Source organism: Nocardioides sp. NBC_00850 (assembly GCF_045207335.1).
Taxonomy (GTDB): domain Bacteria; phylum Actinomycetota; class Actinomycetes; order Propionibacteriales; family Nocardioidaceae; genus Nocardioides.
The window spans coordinates 1,471,407-1,486,617 of the sequence record NZ_CP108845.1 but is presented as its reverse complement, the minus strand read 5'-3'; the positions used below and the strand labels follow the sequence as shown (position 1 = coordinate 1,486,617).

The following is a 15,211-nucleotide window of genomic DNA, read 5'->3' as shown; positions in this document are numbered from 1 at the left end:
GCTGGAGTCATGACCAACTACAAGAAGAACCCCAGCAAGGTCCGCAGCACCGTCCGCTCCGTCCTCGCCGGATTCGACGCCGGCGCCCGGATCCGTCACGGCGCCCAGGTTCCCAAGGACCATCCCTCCCGACGCCGGTCGTGATCGTTACAAGCCGAGACGCCTACCGGCCGGTAACCGCCGGCCGTTAGGGTGACCGGCATGAGTCACAAGAGCCCCAAGGACTTCTTCGCACCGTTGGCGGTGGGCGCTCCCGCACCACTGCGGGAGATCCCGGCACGGCCGAGTCGTGCGATCCATTTCTTCGACCCGTCGAACCCGAAGATGGCGGCCAAGGTGCCCGCCATGGTCGGCACCGTCGACGTGCTCCTCGGCAACCTGGAGGACGCCGTCAAGGCCGACAACAAGGTCGCCGCACGCGAGGGCTTGGTCGAGATCGCCAACGCGACCGACTTCGGGAAGACCCAGCTGTGGACCCGGATCAACTCGCTCGACTCCCCCTGGGTGCTCGACGACCTGGTCACCCTGGTCACCGAGATCGGCGACAAGCTCGACGTCGTGATGGTGCCGAAGGTGCAGGGCCCCGAGGACATCCACTACGTGGACCGGCTGCTCGCGCAGCTCGAGGCCAAGGGCGGCGTACAGAAGCCGATCCTCATCCACGCCATCCTCGAGACCGCGCGCGGCGTGGCCAACGTCGAGGAGATCGCGCTCGCCTCCCCGCGCATGCAGGGCATCAGCCTCGGCCCGGCCGACCTCGCGGCCGACCGCAAGATGAAGACCACCCGCGTCGGCGGCGGCCACCCGGGCTACCTGGTCCGCCAGGACCCGGTCGACGGCGACATCCACGGCAACCGCACGGTCTTCCAGCAGGACCTGTGGCACTACACGATCGCGAAGATGGTCGACGCCTGCGCCGCGGCGGGGATCTACCCCTACTACGGCCCGTTCGGCGACATCACCGACGTCGTCGCCGCCGAGGACCAGTTCCGCAACGCGTTCCTGCTCGGCTGCGTCGGCACCTGGAGCCTGCACCCCAAGCAGATCGAGATCGCCAACCGCGTCTTCTCCCCCAGCGTCGAGGACATCAAGCACGCCCGCCGCGTGGTCGCCGCCATGGGCGACGGCACCGGCGCGGTCATGCTCGACGGCAAGATGGAGGACGACGCCAGCCTCAAGCAGTGCCTCGTGCTCGTCGACCTCGCCGAGGAGCTGGCCGCCATCGACCCGAAGCTCAAGGAGCTCTACGACGCCATCGAGGTGGACTGAAATGACTGACGCAACCTTCCGCCCCCTGCGCTCGGTTCTCTACATGCCGAGCTCCAACACGCGTGCCCTCGAGAAGGCCAAGACGATCACCGCCGACGCGCTGATCCTCGACCTCGAGGACGCCGTCGCCCCCGACGCCAAGCCGGAGGCGCGCGAGAACGCGGCCGCGGCCGTGATATCGGGCGAGTACGGCAACAAGTACCTCACCATCCGCATCAACGGCGCCGACACCGAGTGGCACGCCGACGACCTGGCCGCCGCCGCCAAGGCAGGACCCGACGCGATCGTGGTCCCGAAGGTCAACAGCGCCCAGCAGGTGCTCGACCTCGTCGCGGCCTTCGAGAAGGCCGGCGTCCCGGAGCAGACCAAGCTCTGGGCGATGATCGAGAGCCCGTACGCCATCCTCCACGCCGAGGAGATCGCCTCCGCCTCCGACCGGCTGACGGTGCTCGTCATGGGCACGAACGACCTGGTCAAGGAGCTGTACGTCGACCATGTCCCGGCCCGCGCCAACCTGGTCACCAGCCTCCAGCTGGCCGTGCTCGCGGCGCGCGCGAGCGGCAAGGTCATCCTCGACGGCGTCTACAACAACGTGAAGGACGCCGAGGGCTACGCGGCCGAGGTCGAGCAGGGCCGGATCTTCGGGTTCGACGGCAAGACCCTGATCCACCCTGCCCAGGTCGAGAGCGCCAACGCAGGCTTCGCACCCAGCGAGCAGGCGGTGGCAGACGCCAAGGGCCTCATCGAGACCTGGGAGGCGAGCGACGGTGGTGTGGTGACCTACAACGGCAAGATGGTGGAGAACCTCCACGTCGAGTCCGCGCGGCGCACGCTGAGCATCGCCGAGGCCATCGCAGCGTTGTAATCCACAAAGAGATATACCCCCGGGTGTATCTCAGTCGTTACCTCCAGGCAACATTTGGGCTTGTCAGTAACTTTTTTCTGAGAAGAAGGTGACAAGCAGTCGAGATTCTGGTTCCGTTACGTGCTGCGCGACTCAACCGACACTCGCTACGCGCTCAGGAGACAGCGTCAGATGACTGAAGCGAATCGTCGGCCCGCGACGGGGGACCACTCGAACGTCCCACCCACGCCGGCTCGACACCCCGCCACACCGATGCTCCCCACGAACGACACCGCGCCCGAACCCCTCGAGATCGCTCGCCGCGCTCTCGAGGGGTTGTCGCCGGCGGACGAGTCGTGGTTCACCAATCCCAAGACGAACCCAGCCGGCGAGCGAGTGCGACCGCGCCACACGCCGTACGCACCACCGCCCCAGCCCGGCACGGCGCTCGTTCTGCGACACTCCGATGCCGGCTACTCCCAGCCGCCGCGGGCCACCTACCAGCGCCCGATGCCTCCGCACACCCAGCTGCCGCAGTACGCCTACCAGCCGAGCCCCTACACGGCACAGCAGTTCCACCCCGCCGGGCCGGTGACGTTCGCCAACCCGGCGATGCCGTCGTACGCCGCCGCGCAGGTGCCGACCCGGAACGCCGCGGTCGAGGAGCACCGGATCCCGAAGAACCGCGCCCGCAACAAGAAGGCCGTGCTGCTGCCGCTCGCCGCGATGGCGATCGCCTCGGCCGGAATCGGTGCCTTCGCCCAGGCCAACGTCGGGCCGGGCCTCGAGACCACGCAGGCCAAGGCCCACGCCGGCCAGTACGACGCCGTACCCGTGGTCGACGTCGCCGACCAAAAGGTCATCGACGCCCCCGGCGTGATCGCGCCGCAGAAGACGTCCCCGTTCTCCCCCGCAGCCCCAGGAACCACCTCCGCCGGCAAGCACTCCAACGGCGACTACGACGCGCCCTCCACCGCCGAGGCCTACGGTGGCGCTCACTCCTCCAGCGGGTCGGTCTCCACCCCGCGCGACGGGGACACCCTGTCAGACAGGGACCCGGCACCCGCTCCCGAACCGGCCCCGCAGCCGGCACCGGAGCCTGCCCCGCAACCCGAGCCGGAGCCCGAGCCCGAGCCGACCCCCGTGCCGACGCAGCCGTCGCTGGGCAAGAACGTGGTGGCCCCGGTGCTCGACACGGTGACGGGCGTCATCGACGGTCTCACCGGAATTCAGATCGACCTGACCCCGTAGTCAGCAGCTGATTCAGAACGGGCCGTGACCTTTCCGAGGTCACGGCCCGTTTGCGTATGCCCGGGTGGGTTACCCATGGCAAGGAAGGGCCATCTAGAAATAGGACCTCCGTCCCGATAACTTCCGTGGTTTTCTCTCGTTTGAGCGATGTGCCACCCCTTAACTCGGGAGTGCGCCAGGTTCCCCCGGATCTGGCAGGTGGCACGGCCCCGTTGCGGGGATCTTGGGGGATCCCCACCGCAGAATCGGAGTCCAACCAACAATGCGAAGCATCCGTACGTTCGCGCTGTCCGCAGCCGCTGCCGCCGTCGTCGGCGCAGTCCTGGTTGTGCCGGCGCCCTCACAGGCCGCGCTGACGAACACCTCCTTCGGGATGTTCGCCGCCGGCTTCGGCACCCGCGTGACCGGTGGAAGCATCCCGGCCAACTCGGGAGACCTCGGATACCAGACGATCGGGTGCACCCGTAAGGCTGGTTACGACGTCAACAACAACACCGCTGGCGCCAAGGTGCCCGGCCTCGGCACGATCGGTGCGACCGCCACCAAGCAGCGCACCGTCAAGTCCGGCTCGACGGTCAAGTCCATCTCGGAACACAAGATCGCCGACGTCGTGCTCGACAAGAGCCCGCTGGGCAAGGTCACCGTCGAGGGTCTCAGCTCGGTGTCCCAGGCCTGGTGGGACGGGAAGGCCTACAAGGCTGACTCCAAGGCCAAGATCGCTCACGTGGTCCTCGACCCGGCCGGCCCCGGCCAGAAGATCGACCTTCCGATCCCCGGCCGTGACAAGCCGCTCGTCATCCCGGGCATTGCCACCATCGGTCTGGGCAACACCGTCGAGAAGACCAACGCCGACGGCGCCGAGGCTTACGCCAACGGCATCTGGATCAAGCTCCACGGCACCGACTCCGAGGTCATCGTCGGTCGCTCCCGCGCCGAGATCAACGGCCAGGCGTTCTCCGGCGTCTTCTCCGGCTTCTCCAACTCCGTCGACGCCTCCGCTCTCGGCGGTGCCGTCCAGGTCGGCAAGAACCCGCTGACCAATGCCGGCTGCGCCGGAACCAAGGGCAAGCTGAAGACCAAGTCCATCGGCCACGTCCCGCTGGGCGAGGTCGGCGACGTCGTGGACGTCAAGGGCCTCACGAGCGGTCAGCGTTCGAACCAGACCAGCACCACCGCCGGGGGTTACACCTTCGGTGAGGTCGCCAACGTCAACATCGGCGACGGTGCGATCCGCATCGAGGCCATCCGCGCCCAGGCGAACGCGAACTTCGTCAAGGGCAAGGGCTCGACGACGTCCATCTCGGGCACCAAGTTCGGTGACATCTACATCGGCAAGCAGAAGGTCTCCCTCGCCCAGCTCGAGTCGGCGCTCTCCCGCGTCGACATCCCCGGCCTGGCCAAGATCGAGACCAAGGTCGTCGTCGAGCGCAGCAAGAACCTGGTCGAGGTCGTCGCCCTGCGGCTGACGCTCCTCGACGCGACCGAGGGCACCAAGACGGTCGTCAACATCGGTCACGCGAAGTTCAAGGTGAACGCCAACAAGTGAGGCCTTGATCCACTGAGGCTGTCCTAAGAAACGGCCCGCGTCCTGACCAGGTCGCGGGCCGTTTCTTCATCCTGAAGTTACTCACGGGTAGGATCAACCCACCCGTACGCACTCGAACCGGCCCCAAGCATTAGGCTCGGTTCATTCCGGCAGTCCTGCCCCCTGATGAGGAGCGCCTAGGCATGTTGCAGATCATCACCATCGTCGTGTGCCTCGCGACAACGGTGGCCGCCGTCTACCTGACCACCAAGGCGGTCAGGTCGATGCTCGCGGTCATCAAGATCGGTACGCCGATCAGCCGCGTCGACCAGCCACTGGCCCGCACCCTGACCATGCTGAAAGAGACGGTCCTCCACACGCGCATGTTGCAGTGGACCTGGGTCGGCATCCTGCACTGGTTCGCCTTCGCGGCGTTCATCGTGCTCTCGACCGCCGTCGGCTCGGCGTACTTCCAGCTCTTCTCGGCCGATTGGACGATCCCCTTCATCGGGAAGTTCTTCCTCTACGAGTGGGTGGCCGAAGGTCTCGGCCTGCTGGGCGCCCTGGGCATCATCCCGCTGATCATCTACCGGCTGCTGCACCAGCCGAAGAAGCTGGGTCGCGGGACCCGGTTCTACGGCTCGGTCATGTGGCAGGCGTTCTTCGTCGAGGCGATGGTGCTGCTGGAGTCGATCGCGATCCTGTTCATCCGCGGTGCGGAGTACAACCTGGCCCTGGCCCACGGCGGCGAGCACGCCGAGCACGCCACCGGCTTCCACTTCCCGATCTCGCAGTTCTTCGGTGCCCTCTACCCGACCGGTCCCGACGCGATCGGGTCGCTGGAGAACATCATCTACCTCATCGCGGCCTTCAAGATCCTCTCCGCACTGATCTGGCTCATGGTGATCTCGTCCAACCTGACGATGGGTGTCGCCTGGCACCGCTTCACCGCCTGGTTCAACATCTGGTTCAAGCGTGAGCCGGGTTCGCGTACGTCTGCTGCTGACGGCGCGCGCCCGCTCAGCACCGCGCTCGGCGCGATCAAGCCGATGCTCATCGACGGCAAGCCCGTCACCCTCGAGGACGTCGAGGAGGACCGGATCCCGGAGGACGCCATCCTCGGTGTCGGCTCGATCCAGGACTTCTCCTGGAAGGGCATCCTCGACTTCACCACCTGCACCGAGTGTGGTCGCTGCCAGTCGCAGTGCCCCGCCTGGAACACCGAGAAGCCGCTCTCGCCCAAGCTGCTGATGATGGGCCTGCGTGAGCACGCGTACGCCGCTGCCGCCGGCGACTCCGACCTGCTCGAGAAGCCGCTGATCGGCAAGGCCGACGACGCCCCGGAGGGTGCCGGCGGCAACGCCGAGGTCCTCGACTGGTTCTACAACCCGGAGGACGGCGGCTTCGTCATCGACGAGGACGTCCTCTGGTCCTGCACGTCCTGCGGCGCCTGCGTCCAGCAGTGCCCCGTCGACATCGAGCACGTCGATCACATCATGGACATGCGCCGCTACCAGGTGCTCGTCGAGTCCAACTTCCCCTCTGAGCTCAACGGTCTCTTCAAGGGCCTCGAGGGCAAGGGCAACCCCTGGAACATGAACGCCAACGCGCGCATGGACTGGGCCAAGGACCTGCCCTTCGACGTCAAGGAGGTCGGCAAGGACATCGAGTCGCTGGAGGAGGTCGACTGGCTGTTCTGGGTCGGCTGTGCCGGCGCCTACGAGGACCGGGCCAAGAAGACCACCCGCGCCGTGGCCGAGCTGCTCGACATGGCCGGGGTCTCCTTCGGCGTACTCGGCAACGGCGAGACCTGCACCGGCGACTCCGCCCGCCGCGCCGGCAACGAGTTCGTCTTCCAGGGCCTGGCTCAGCAGAACGTCGAGACGTTCAAGGAGTTCAAGGTCAAGAAGGCCGTCACCACCTGTGCTCACTGCTTCAACACGTTGAAGAACGAGTACAAGGAGTTCGGCATCGAGCTCGAGGTCGTCCACCACACCCAGCTGCTCAACCGCCTCGTCCGCGAGGGCAAGCTGACCCCGGTCGCGGACGGCGCCGGCGCCCACAAGCGCTCGATCACCTACCACGACCCGTGCTACATCGGTCGCCACAACGGCGTCTACGAGCCGCCGCGCGAGCTGCTGCAGATCATGCCGGGCGCCGAATACAAGGAGATGCCCCGCAACTCCGAGCGCTCCTTCTGCTGTGGTGCCGGTGGTGCCCGGATGTGGATGGAGGAGAAGATCGGGTCGCGGATCAACGAGAACCGCACCGACGAGGCCGTCGCCACCGGTGCCGACCAGATCGCCGTCGGCTGCCCGTTCTGCCGCGTCATGCTCTCCGACGGCCTCACCAAGGCCCAGGCCAACGGCGCCGCACGCGAAGAGGTCGAGGTGCTCGACGTCGCGCAGATGCTGCTCGCGTCGGTGAAGGGCGAGCAGGCGACCAAGCTGGCCCCGGGTGAGGGTGCGAAGGTCGGTGCCGCCGCCAAGGCTGCTCCGGCAGTCGAGGAAGCCGCTCCGGCCGCCGGTGCTGCCACCGCCGCTGCGGGTTCGTCGCTCTTCGACTCCCCCGCCGAGGCTGCTGAGACCACCGAGACCGAGAAGGCTCCGGCCGACGCGTCCTCGCTCTTCGACACGCCTGCCCCGGCCGAGCCGGCCTCGGGAGGTACGTCGGGTGGCGGATCGCTCTTCGACACCCCCGCTCCGGCCGCCGAGCCGGAGAAGCCGGCCTCCGGTGGCTCGCTGTTCGACGACAGCGGGTCGCTCTTCGACACGCCTGCGGAGGCACCTGCGGAGGAGGAGACCCCGGCTTCGGGTGGCTCGCTCTTCGACGTGCCTGCCGACAAGCCTGCTGAGAAGCCTGCTGCGGATCTCGGGGCTGGTGGGTCGCTCTTCGACGTACCGGCTCAGGAGGAGCCTGCTGCCGCGCCCAAGGCGAAGGCAGCCCCGGCCACTCCGGCGCCTGCCGAAGAGCCTGCTGTCGACCTCGGTGGAGGCGGCTCGCTCTTCGACATCCCGGCCGCACCGGCCGAGGAGGCCGCACCGGCGCCTGAGGCGACCGGAGCGAGGCCAGACGGCGAGCTTGCTCGTCCGTCTGCGCCGAGCGAGGGAGCAAGCGCGCGCAGCGCGCAGGCGAAGGCTGCTCCGGCAGCCGAGCCCGCGGCCCCGGCTGCGACGCCGGCCGCCGAAGAGCCGAGCATCGACCTCAGCGCGGGTGGTTCGCTCTTCGACATCCCGGCCAGCGAGCCCGAGCCGGCGACGGCCAAGGCCGCCGAGCCCGCCGCTCCGGTCGAGGCTGCTCCGGCCGAGGCCACGACGGAGGCCCCCGCCGCACCTGCTGCGCCTGCGGCACCCGCCGCGCCGGTGGCAGGTTCGGGAGTGACCTCGGAGCCGAAGACCGACGTCGACTTCGACAGCCTCGGCTCGCTCTTCGACATCGAGGCCCCCGAGGGCGCAGTCGCGGCCGCGGCTCCGGCTGCTCCCGCCCCCGCTGAGGCACCCGTGGCCGAGGCCGCCCCGGAGACCGTGGTCGACGCGGCACCCGCCGCACCTGCCGAAGAAGCGGCGGTCGAGGTGGAGACGCCGGCCGAGCCCGAGCCCGAGAAGGCCGCCCCCGCGCCGGAGCCGAAGCCGGCACCGGCCGTGAGCGGAGAGGCTCACGCGCCGCGTACGGACGTCGACATCCACGAGGCAGGGTCGCTCTTCGACCTCTGACCCACCGCGGTCCGCTGCACCAGACGATGGCACCTTGTGAGTGATTCACAAGGTGCCATCGTCATTTAGCCGAGGCGTCGCTCGCGTCGGCCGAGACGGCACCAGCGTGCCCATTCGACCGACGCGCCTGCCCTCTCGGCCGACCGGGGTGACGCCTCGGCGAGGGGGTCTGACATCACGTGGTGTCAGATTGGGGTTGTGATGACGTCATGATGGTGTCATAGTGGTGCGTATGGACATCACGCCGTACATCGACAGCCTCCGACGGGACCTGCTGGCCGCGGCCGAGGCATCAGGGCCGGAGGCCAGGGAGACCGCTGAGCGGCTCACCTACGCACTTGACCCGGCCGCTCGGCTGGCGGTGATGGAGGCGGTGAGCCAGGCGGCCGCGGAGATCACGGCGGAGCTGCCGACGGGCAATGTGGACGTACGTCTGCGAGGGCGCGACCTGGAGTTCGGCGTCACGCTTCCCGAGCTCGCCGAGCCGGTTCCCCCGACGCCGCCGACACCGCCCGCTCCCCCAGCACCTCCGGCCCCGCCGGAGCCGGAGGGCGACGACGCCCTCGCCCGAGTGACCCTCCGCATCCCGGAGTCGCTCAAGGCGAAGGCCGAGGAGGCGGCGGCCGAGGCCGGCCAGTCCCTCAACACCTGGCTCGTCGGCGCGGTGCGCGCTGCGACCCGCGAGAACGCGGTCAACGTCGACGTCGACCTCTCCGCGATCCCACACATCGTCAACGAGGCGATGAGCAGCCTCGATCCGTTCCGCGGGAGCAACCGCGGCAGGTCCGATCGCCGGATGACCGGCTGGCTCTGACCTGAGCTCGAGAACGACCACGGACGGCCGCCCGGCCGGTCCGGTAGATCCGCACACCCTGAGGAGCACCATCATGAGCACCTACACCTTCATGTCCACCGCCCCCGCCAAGCTCTTCGTCGAGTTCGGCAAGGGCAATCTCGAGGTCCAGGCGACCGACACCGACGAGACCGTCGTCGAGATCGACGGCGACGACGCCGAGAGTCTGGTCGTCGAACAGAGCGGCGACACGATCAACATCATCGATCCGCACAAGGGCCCGTTCAGCCGCTCGCGGCGCTACGACATCAGCGTGACGGTCCCCGCCCGCAGCCAGCTGCGAGCCCGCACCGGAACCGCCGACATCGCCACCCAGGGCATCCTCCGGGCAGCGTGGCTCCAGACCGGGTCGGGCGACGTTCGGATCGACCGGGTCACCGAGGAGTTCCAGGTCGAGTCCGGCTCGGGGGACGTCGAGGCGGACACCCTCGACGGGCGCGCCTCGATCAAGTCCGGATCCGGTGACATCCGGATCGGTACGGTCCACGACCTGCAGACCAAGACCGGCTCCGGCACCGTGGAGATCGACGAGGTCGAGGGCGACGTGAGCCACTCGACCGGCGCGGGCGACTTCGCGGTCCACTCGATCAACGCGGGCCGGATCTCGGTGAAGGGCGCCTCGTCCGACGTACGCATCGGGATCCCGAACGGCACCCCAGTGTGGACCGACGTCAACACGGTGACCGGCCGGTGCACCAGCACTGTCGAGAGCGCTGGCGCACCGGCCGCGGGTGAGCCCTACGTCGAGCTCCGCACCACCACCGTGAGTGGTGACATCACCCTCATCGGGCTCTGAGCCCGGGAGGGAGGGGGCTACTTCTCCTTGGTGGGGTGAGGAGCGTCCGGCACGACCGGCCGGAGCACACCCCAGGCGATGAAGGCGGCCCCGACGACGAGCAGGACGATGCCCGCCCAGAGGTTGGCGTTGGGCCCGCCGGTCTTGTCGACCTCGGGGTCGCCGAACAGGCCCATCAGCAGCAGGATGACGCCGTAGACCGCGAGCAGGGAGCCGATCACGTTGCGGATGTCGAAGAGCGACAGCAGCGTGCCGAGCAGCCCCTTGTTGGTCTTGGCCGGGTTCGATTCGCTAGGCATCTCAGTCTCCTCAGAAGATCGCGTTCAAGATGGTGACCAGGACCAGCGCGAGACCCGCCAGGGGCACCGGGCGCTGCCACCACGGGCGACCTGCGTCCTCGGGATCCACCAGGTCCTCCCTCGGGGTCTCGGAGTAGACCAGACCCTTCAGAGAGCCTTCCGGCTTCGGCGCGGTCACCAGCGAGACGAGCACGCTGACGATGATGTCGACGCCGAAGGCCACACCGGCAGCCACGAACGACGCGCCCTGACCGGACAACGGCAGGACGCCGACGGAGAGTCCGCCGAGCGTGCCGTCGGCGAGGATGCCGACGCCCACCGCCGCCAAGGTGCCGGAGACGAGTCCCGCCCAACCGGCGGTCGCGGTCATCCGCTTCCAGAACATACCCAGGATGAACGTCGCGAACAGCGGAGCGTTGAAGAACCCGAACAGGGTCTGCAGGTAGTCCATGATGTTGGAGAAGCTGGACGCGAGGACAGCGGTGAAGATCGCGATGGCGGTCGCCGCGACGGTCGCCCAGCGGCCGAGCTTCACGTAGAAGTCGTCGGGGCGGTCCTTGATGATGTACTCCTGGATGATGTCGAAGGACACCACCGTGTTGAAGGCGGAGACGTTGGCCGCCATACCGGCCATGAACGCCGCCAGAAGACCGGTGATCGCCAGGCCGAGCAGACCGTTTGGCAGCACCTCTGCCATCAGATAGAGCAGCGAGTCGTTGTAGGTCACGCCCTCACCCGAGGCACCGCCGGCGACCGACTCCCCCGCCTTCGTCTGTGCGATCTCGGTGACCAGCACTGCCGCGATCATGCCGGGGAGGATGGTGATGAACGGGATGAACATCTTCGGGTACGCACCGATGATCGGCGTCTTTCGGGCCGAGCTGATCGAGTCGGCGGCCATCGCTCGCTGGACCTCGACGAAGTTGGTCGTCCAGTAGCCGAAGGAGAGCACGAAGCCGAGACCGAACACGATGCCGACGACCGAGAGGAAGTCGGAGGAGAAGCCGGTCAGGGCGGTGCCGGGCCAGGAGTTGAGCTGGTCGGCGGCGGGCGCGATGGTGTCGGGGTTGGCGGCCGCGGCCTTCTCGATCTGCGCGGTCAGACCGTCCCAGCCGCCCACCCGGTGGAGGCCCAGGAGGGTCAGCGGCAGCAGACCGGCGACGATCACGAAGAACTGCAGCACCTCGTTGTAGATCGCGGCCTTCAGACCACCGAGGGTGATGTAGGAGAGCACGATCACCGCGGCCACGATCAGCGCCACCCACAGCGGCCAGCCGAGCAGCGCGTGCACGATGGAGCCGAGCAGGTAGAGGTTGATGCCGGCGATGAGCAGCTGCGCCACCGCGAACGAGAGCGCGTTGACCAGGTGGGCACCGGTGCCGAAACGGCGCTTCATGAACTCGGGGACCGAGCGCACCTTCGAGCCGTAGTAGAAGGGCATCATCACGACGCCCAGGAACAGCATGGCCGGGATGGCACCGATCCAGAAGTAATGGACGGTGGGGAGGCCGACCTGCGCCCCCGTTGCCGACATCCCCATGATCTCGACCGCGCCGAGGTTTGCTGAGATGAAGGCGAGACCGGTGACCCACGCGGGCAGGGACCTACCCGAGAGGAAGAAGTCGACCGAGCTCGACATGCCGCGGCTGGCCAGGAAGCCGATGCCGAGAACGAACGCGAAGTAGATCGCGATCAGGAGATAGTCGACCGCGTTGGCCTGGATCAGGGTGTCCGCGGCCAGGATGCTTGCTTGCATTCCGAGACCCTTCTATTTGATTGGGCGCACCAAACTTAACCACGCGTACGCCTCAAAAACGCGCTGGGTCACCCCTTCATCGACACGCCTTCTCGCCAGTACCCCATGAAGGCGACCTGCTTGCGCGGCATCTCGAGCTCGTTGACCAGATGACGGCGCAGCGCGGTGACCATCCGGGACTCCCCGGCGATCCAGGCGTAGCGCCCGTCCTCGCCGTTCTCAGCACCGTTCGTGGAGCCGTTGTCGGGGCCGGCGACCTCCTCGCCGGAGGACGAGTAGTCCGGGGTCTCCCACAGGTCCGGGTCCTCGACCTCGACCGACGTCACGTCTTCTGGTGCCGCCTCGAAGCCGAGCAGCCCGCCGACGGCGGTCAGGGCCGGGCCGCCCACGGGCGCGCCCTCACGCGGCAGCCAGCTGACCTGCAGCCCCTCAGGCGCAGAAACCTTCTGTACGTCATCAGCGACCGGCACCTCCAGGAAGGCCGATCCCGTGGCGTCCGCCGGCAGCGACTCGAGGATCGAGACGATCGCCGGGACGGCGGTCTCGTCGCCGACCAGGAGCAGTCGGGTCGCGTCACCGGGAAGCCACTCGATCCCGCCGTAGGGCTCGCCGAGCTTGGGCCCGGCGACGAGGATCTCGTCGCCCGGCTTGGCCGCGCCGGCCCAGTCGGAGCCAGGACCGTGCGCGCCGGGGTGCAGCACGAAGTCGACGTACAGACGCTTCTCGATGCCGTCCCCCTCGATCGAGCGGATCGTGTAGGTGCGCATCCGCGGGCGCTCCTCGTCGGGGAGGGCGAGCCATTCGGTGTACCAGTCCTCGGCCGAGAGCTCGGGCAGCACGCCCGGGGTGGCCGGGAAGAGGAGCTTGATGCGTTGGTCGAGGGTCGGGCCGTCGTTGCCGAAGTCGGCCAGGTCGTCGCCGGCCAGCTCGATCCGGGCGAAGGACGGGGAGAGGCGCTCGACGGAGCGCACCGAGACGCGGGCGAGGATGGGCATGTCAGGCTCCTTGTGCGTGGGGGTGAGCGGTGGGTCGATGGTGACGTCCGATGGGGACGACCATCGGGGTGCCCGAGACGGGGTCGACGATGACCTGGGACTCCAGGCCGAAGACCTGCTCGACGCGGTCGGCGGTGACCACCTCGGCGGGCGTGCCGGTGGCGGCGACCTTTCCGCCGCTCATCGCGATCAGGTGGTCGGCGTAGCGGGCGGCCAGGTTGAGGTCGTGGAGCACCATCACGACGGTGGTGCCTCGCGACGAGCGCAGCCCGTGGAGCAGGTCGAGGAGGTCGATCTGATGGGCGACGTCGAGGAACGTGGTCGGCTCGTCGAGGAGCAGCAGGTCGGTCTGCTGGGCGAGCGCCATCGCCACCCAGACCCGCTGCCGCTGGCCACCGGAGAGCTCGTCGACGATCCGGTCGGCGAGGTCGAGCGTGTTGGTCAGCTCGAGCGCCTCGGCGACAGCCGCGTCGTCCTCGGGCGACCAGCGCTGCAGCGCGCCCCGGTGGGGCTGGCGACCGCGGCCGACCAGGTCGACGACGGTGATCCCCTCGGGTGCGATCGGCGACTGCGGCATCAGGCCGAGCGTCTTGGCCACCGCGCGGGTGGGCTGCTTGTGGACCGCCTTGCCGTCCAGGACCACCTGCCCGGAGATGGGCCGGAGCAGCCGCGCCATCCCGCGCAGCAGGGTCGACTTCCCGCAGCCGTTGGCGCCGACGATCACGGTGGTCAGGCCGTCAGGGATCTCCAGGGAGACCTCGTCGACGATGGGATCAGCGCCGTAGCCGAGGCTCACACTCTCCGCAGCGAGTCTCATCTTGGCCTCTTTCATGTCATCGCCTTCCAGCCCGCCCGCTGGCGAGCAACCACAACAGGAACGGCGCCCCGAACGCACCGGTGACGACACCGACCGGGAGGTTGGTGCCGGGGAATCCGTAGGCCGCGACGTAGTCGGCCCCGACCATCACGACGGCGCCGACCAGCGCGGCACCGAGGATCGTCGTACGCCCGCCGTTGAGGACCCGGGCGATCGGCCCGGCCACGAAGGCGACGAACGCGACCGGTCCGGTCGCGGCGACCGCCAGCGCACACAGCAGCACGGCGAGGAGAAGCAGCAGGTCGGCGTAGCGGTGGGTGACGCCGAGGGCGTTGGCGACGTCCGGACCGAGCTCGAGCACGCGCTGGGACTTCACCGTCCAGGCGACCAGCGGGAGCAGGATCACCAGGGCGACGAGCAGGATCCGGATCGTCGGCCAGGCGGCCGCGTTGAGGCTGCCGGTCATCCAGCGCAGCGCGAGCTGGGCGTCGGACTCGTTGGCGCGAGTGAAGAGATACTGGATCACCGCGACCAGGCCGGCGGCGGCGGTGACGCCGACGAGCACCAGCCGGTAGCCCCCGTCGCTGCCGGCCACCAGCCGGATCACGACGGCGGTGAGCAACGCACCGATGGTCCCGGCGACCGAGAGCGCCGAGCCGTTCAGCGAGAGGACCACGATCGCGAAGACCGCCGACGCGCTCGCCCCGAGCGAGATGCCGAGCATGTCGGGGCTGGCGAGGGGGTTGCGCAGAGTCGACTGGAAGATCGCGCCGGCGGCGCCGAAGGCGACTCCGGCCAGCACGCCCAGGACCGCCCGCGGCAGCTTCGACTCCATCAGGATGAAGGTCGCGCCGGGGATCTCCTCGCCGCCGAGGATCCGGAAGAAGTCCGGAAGCGTGATGATGTAGTCGCCGCCGAGCACACGGAGCGCGAACAGCCCGAACAGGGCCGCACCCAGGCCACCGGCCACTAGGACGAGCCGCCGCTGCGGGATGCGCCGGGCGCTGCGTACGACTGCGGTGGGGTTGATCGACTGAACGCTCACGCCGCCACCTCCGTAGCGCGAGCGCCAGAATACGGACGCGGCGGCGTG

The 15,211-nt window shown here is 68.5% G+C and carries 13 protein-coding genes; 8 read left to right on the top strand and 5 right to left on the bottom strand.

Annotated features, from left to right (window positions below; translation table 11 throughout):
• Nucleotides 1–9 precede the first annotated feature (9 nt).
• The 8 genes from OH802_RS07245 to OH802_RS07210 all read left to right on the top strand — a co-directional run bounded on the left by OH802_RS07245 (nt 10) and on the right by OH802_RS07210 (nt 10,251).
• Nucleotides 10–144: a hypothetical protein gene (locus tag OH802_RS07245; RefSeq protein ID WP_350718664.1), complete on the top strand. Its 135-nt coding sequence runs from the start codon at nt 10–12 to the stop codon at nt 142–144.
• A gap of 57 nt (nt 145–201) precedes the next feature.
• Nucleotides 202–1,269 carry an HpcH/HpaI aldolase/citrate lyase family protein gene (locus OH802_RS07240; RefSeq protein WP_406026510.1) on the top strand — a complete coding sequence of 356 codons (1,068 nt, stop codon included), beginning with the start codon at nt 202–204 and terminating at the stop codon, nt 1,267–1,269.
• 1 nt (nt 1,270) lies between these two features.
• Nucleotides 1,271–2,134, top strand: a complete 864-nt coding sequence (locus OH802_RS07235) for an HpcH/HpaI aldolase/citrate lyase family protein (RefSeq protein ID WP_406026508.1) — start codon at nt 1,271–1,273, stop codon at nt 2,132–2,134.
• A gap of 171 nt (nt 2,135–2,305) precedes the next feature.
• Nucleotides 2,306–3,364, top strand: a complete 1,059-nt coding sequence (locus tag OH802_RS07230; protein ID WP_406026506.1) for a hypothetical protein — start codon at nt 2,306–2,308, stop codon at nt 3,362–3,364.
• Nucleotides 3,365–3,626: 262 nt separating this feature from the next.
• Nucleotides 3,627–4,910, top strand: a complete 1,284-nt coding sequence (locus OH802_RS07225; RefSeq protein ID WP_406026504.1) for a choice-of-anchor P family protein — start codon at nt 3,627–3,629, stop codon at nt 4,908–4,910.
• Between the two features lie 182 nt (nt 4,911–5,092).
• Nucleotides 5,093–8,602, top strand: coding sequence for a (Fe-S)-binding protein (locus OH802_RS07220; protein WP_406026502.1), 3,510 nt, complete (start codon nt 5,093–5,095; stop codon nt 8,600–8,602).
• 232 nt (nt 8,603–8,834) lie between these two features.
• Nucleotides 8,835–9,416 carry a toxin-antitoxin system HicB family antitoxin gene (locus tag OH802_RS07215; protein ID WP_406026500.1) on the top strand — a complete coding sequence of 194 codons (582 nt, stop codon included), beginning with the start codon at nt 8,835–8,837 and terminating at the stop codon, nt 9,414–9,416.
• Nucleotides 9,417–9,489: 73 nt separating this feature from the next.
• Nucleotides 9,490–10,251: a DUF4097 family beta strand repeat-containing protein gene (locus tag OH802_RS07210; RefSeq protein WP_406026498.1), complete on the top strand. Its 762-nt coding sequence runs from the start codon at nt 9,490–9,492 to the stop codon at nt 10,249–10,251.
• A 17-nt stretch (nt 10,252–10,268) separates the two neighbouring features.
• Here OH802_RS07210 and OH802_RS07205 read toward each other — a convergent pair whose 3' ends face one another.
• The 5 genes from OH802_RS07205 to OH802_RS07185 all read right to left on the bottom strand — a co-directional run bounded on the left by OH802_RS07205 (nt 10,269) and on the right by OH802_RS07185 (nt 15,163).
• Nucleotides 10,269–10,550 carry a hypothetical protein gene (locus OH802_RS07205; protein WP_406026496.1) on the bottom strand — a complete coding sequence of 94 codons (282 nt, stop codon included), beginning with the start codon at nt 10,548–10,550 and terminating at the stop codon, nt 10,269–10,271.
• A 10-nt stretch (nt 10,551–10,560) separates the two neighbouring features.
• The gene (locus OH802_RS07200; protein ID WP_406029245.1) at nt 10,561–12,291 is read right to left on the bottom strand and encodes a sodium:solute symporter family protein; all 1,731 of its coding nucleotides are present in this window, start codon (nt 12,289–12,291) and stop codon (nt 10,561–10,563) included.
• Nucleotides 12,292–12,374: 83 nt separating this feature from the next.
• Complete coding sequence (locus OH802_RS07195; protein WP_406026494.1) at nt 12,375–13,301, bottom strand: siderophore-interacting protein; 927 nt, start codon at nt 13,299–13,301, stop codon at nt 12,375–12,377.
• 1 nt (nt 13,302) lies between these two features.
• Nucleotides 13,303–14,118 (bottom strand): ABC transporter ATP-binding protein, encoded by an 816-nt coding sequence (locus tag OH802_RS07190; RefSeq protein WP_406026492.1) that lies wholly within the window; start codon nt 14,116–14,118, stop codon nt 13,303–13,305.
• Between the two features lie 16 nt (nt 14,119–14,134).
• Nucleotides 14,135–15,163: a FecCD family ABC transporter permease gene (locus OH802_RS07185; protein ID WP_406026490.1), complete on the bottom strand. Its 1,029-nt coding sequence runs from the start codon at nt 15,161–15,163 to the stop codon at nt 14,135–14,137.
• Between the last annotated feature and the right edge of the window lie 48 nt (nt 15,164–15,211).

What these genes read in the sequence shown, in the direction of transcription:
- OH802_RS07220 (WP_406026502.1), top strand. Translation starts at nt 5,093, where the DNA reads ATGTTGCAGATCATCACCATCGTCGTGTGCCTCGCGACAACGGTGGCC.
- OH802_RS07225 (WP_406026504.1), top strand. Translation starts at nt 3,627, where the DNA reads ATGCGAAGCATCCGTACGTTCGCGCTGTCCGCAGCCGCTGCCGCCGTC.
- OH802_RS07190 (WP_406026492.1), bottom strand. Translation starts at nt 14,118, where the DNA reads ATGAGACTCGCTGCGGAGAGTGTGAGCCTCGGCTACGGCGCTGATCCC.
- OH802_RS07230 (WP_406026506.1), top strand. Translation starts at nt 2,306, where the DNA reads ATGACTGAAGCGAATCGTCGGCCCGCGACGGGGGACCACTCGAACGTC.
- OH802_RS07245 (WP_350718664.1), top strand. Translation starts at nt 10, where the DNA reads ATGACCAACTACAAGAAGAACCCCAGCAAGGTCCGCAGCACCGTCCGC.
- OH802_RS07195 (WP_406026494.1), bottom strand. Translation starts at nt 13,301, where the DNA reads ATGCCCATCCTCGCCCGCGTCTCGGTGCGCTCCGTCGAGCGCCTCTCC.
- OH802_RS07240 (WP_406026510.1), top strand. Translation starts at nt 202, where the DNA reads ATGAGTCACAAGAGCCCCAAGGACTTCTTCGCACCGTTGGCGGTGGGC.
- OH802_RS07210 (WP_406026498.1), top strand. Translation starts at nt 9,490, where the DNA reads ATGAGCACCTACACCTTCATGTCCACCGCCCCCGCCAAGCTCTTCGTC.
- OH802_RS07205 (WP_406026496.1), bottom strand. Translation starts at nt 10,550, where the DNA reads ATGCCTAGCGAATCGAACCCGGCCAAGACCAACAAGGGGCTGCTCGGC.
- OH802_RS07235 (WP_406026508.1), top strand. Translation starts at nt 1,271, where the DNA reads ATGACTGACGCAACCTTCCGCCCCCTGCGCTCGGTTCTCTACATGCCG.
- OH802_RS07215 (WP_406026500.1), top strand. Translation starts at nt 8,835, where the DNA reads ATGGACATCACGCCGTACATCGACAGCCTCCGACGGGACCTGCTGGCC.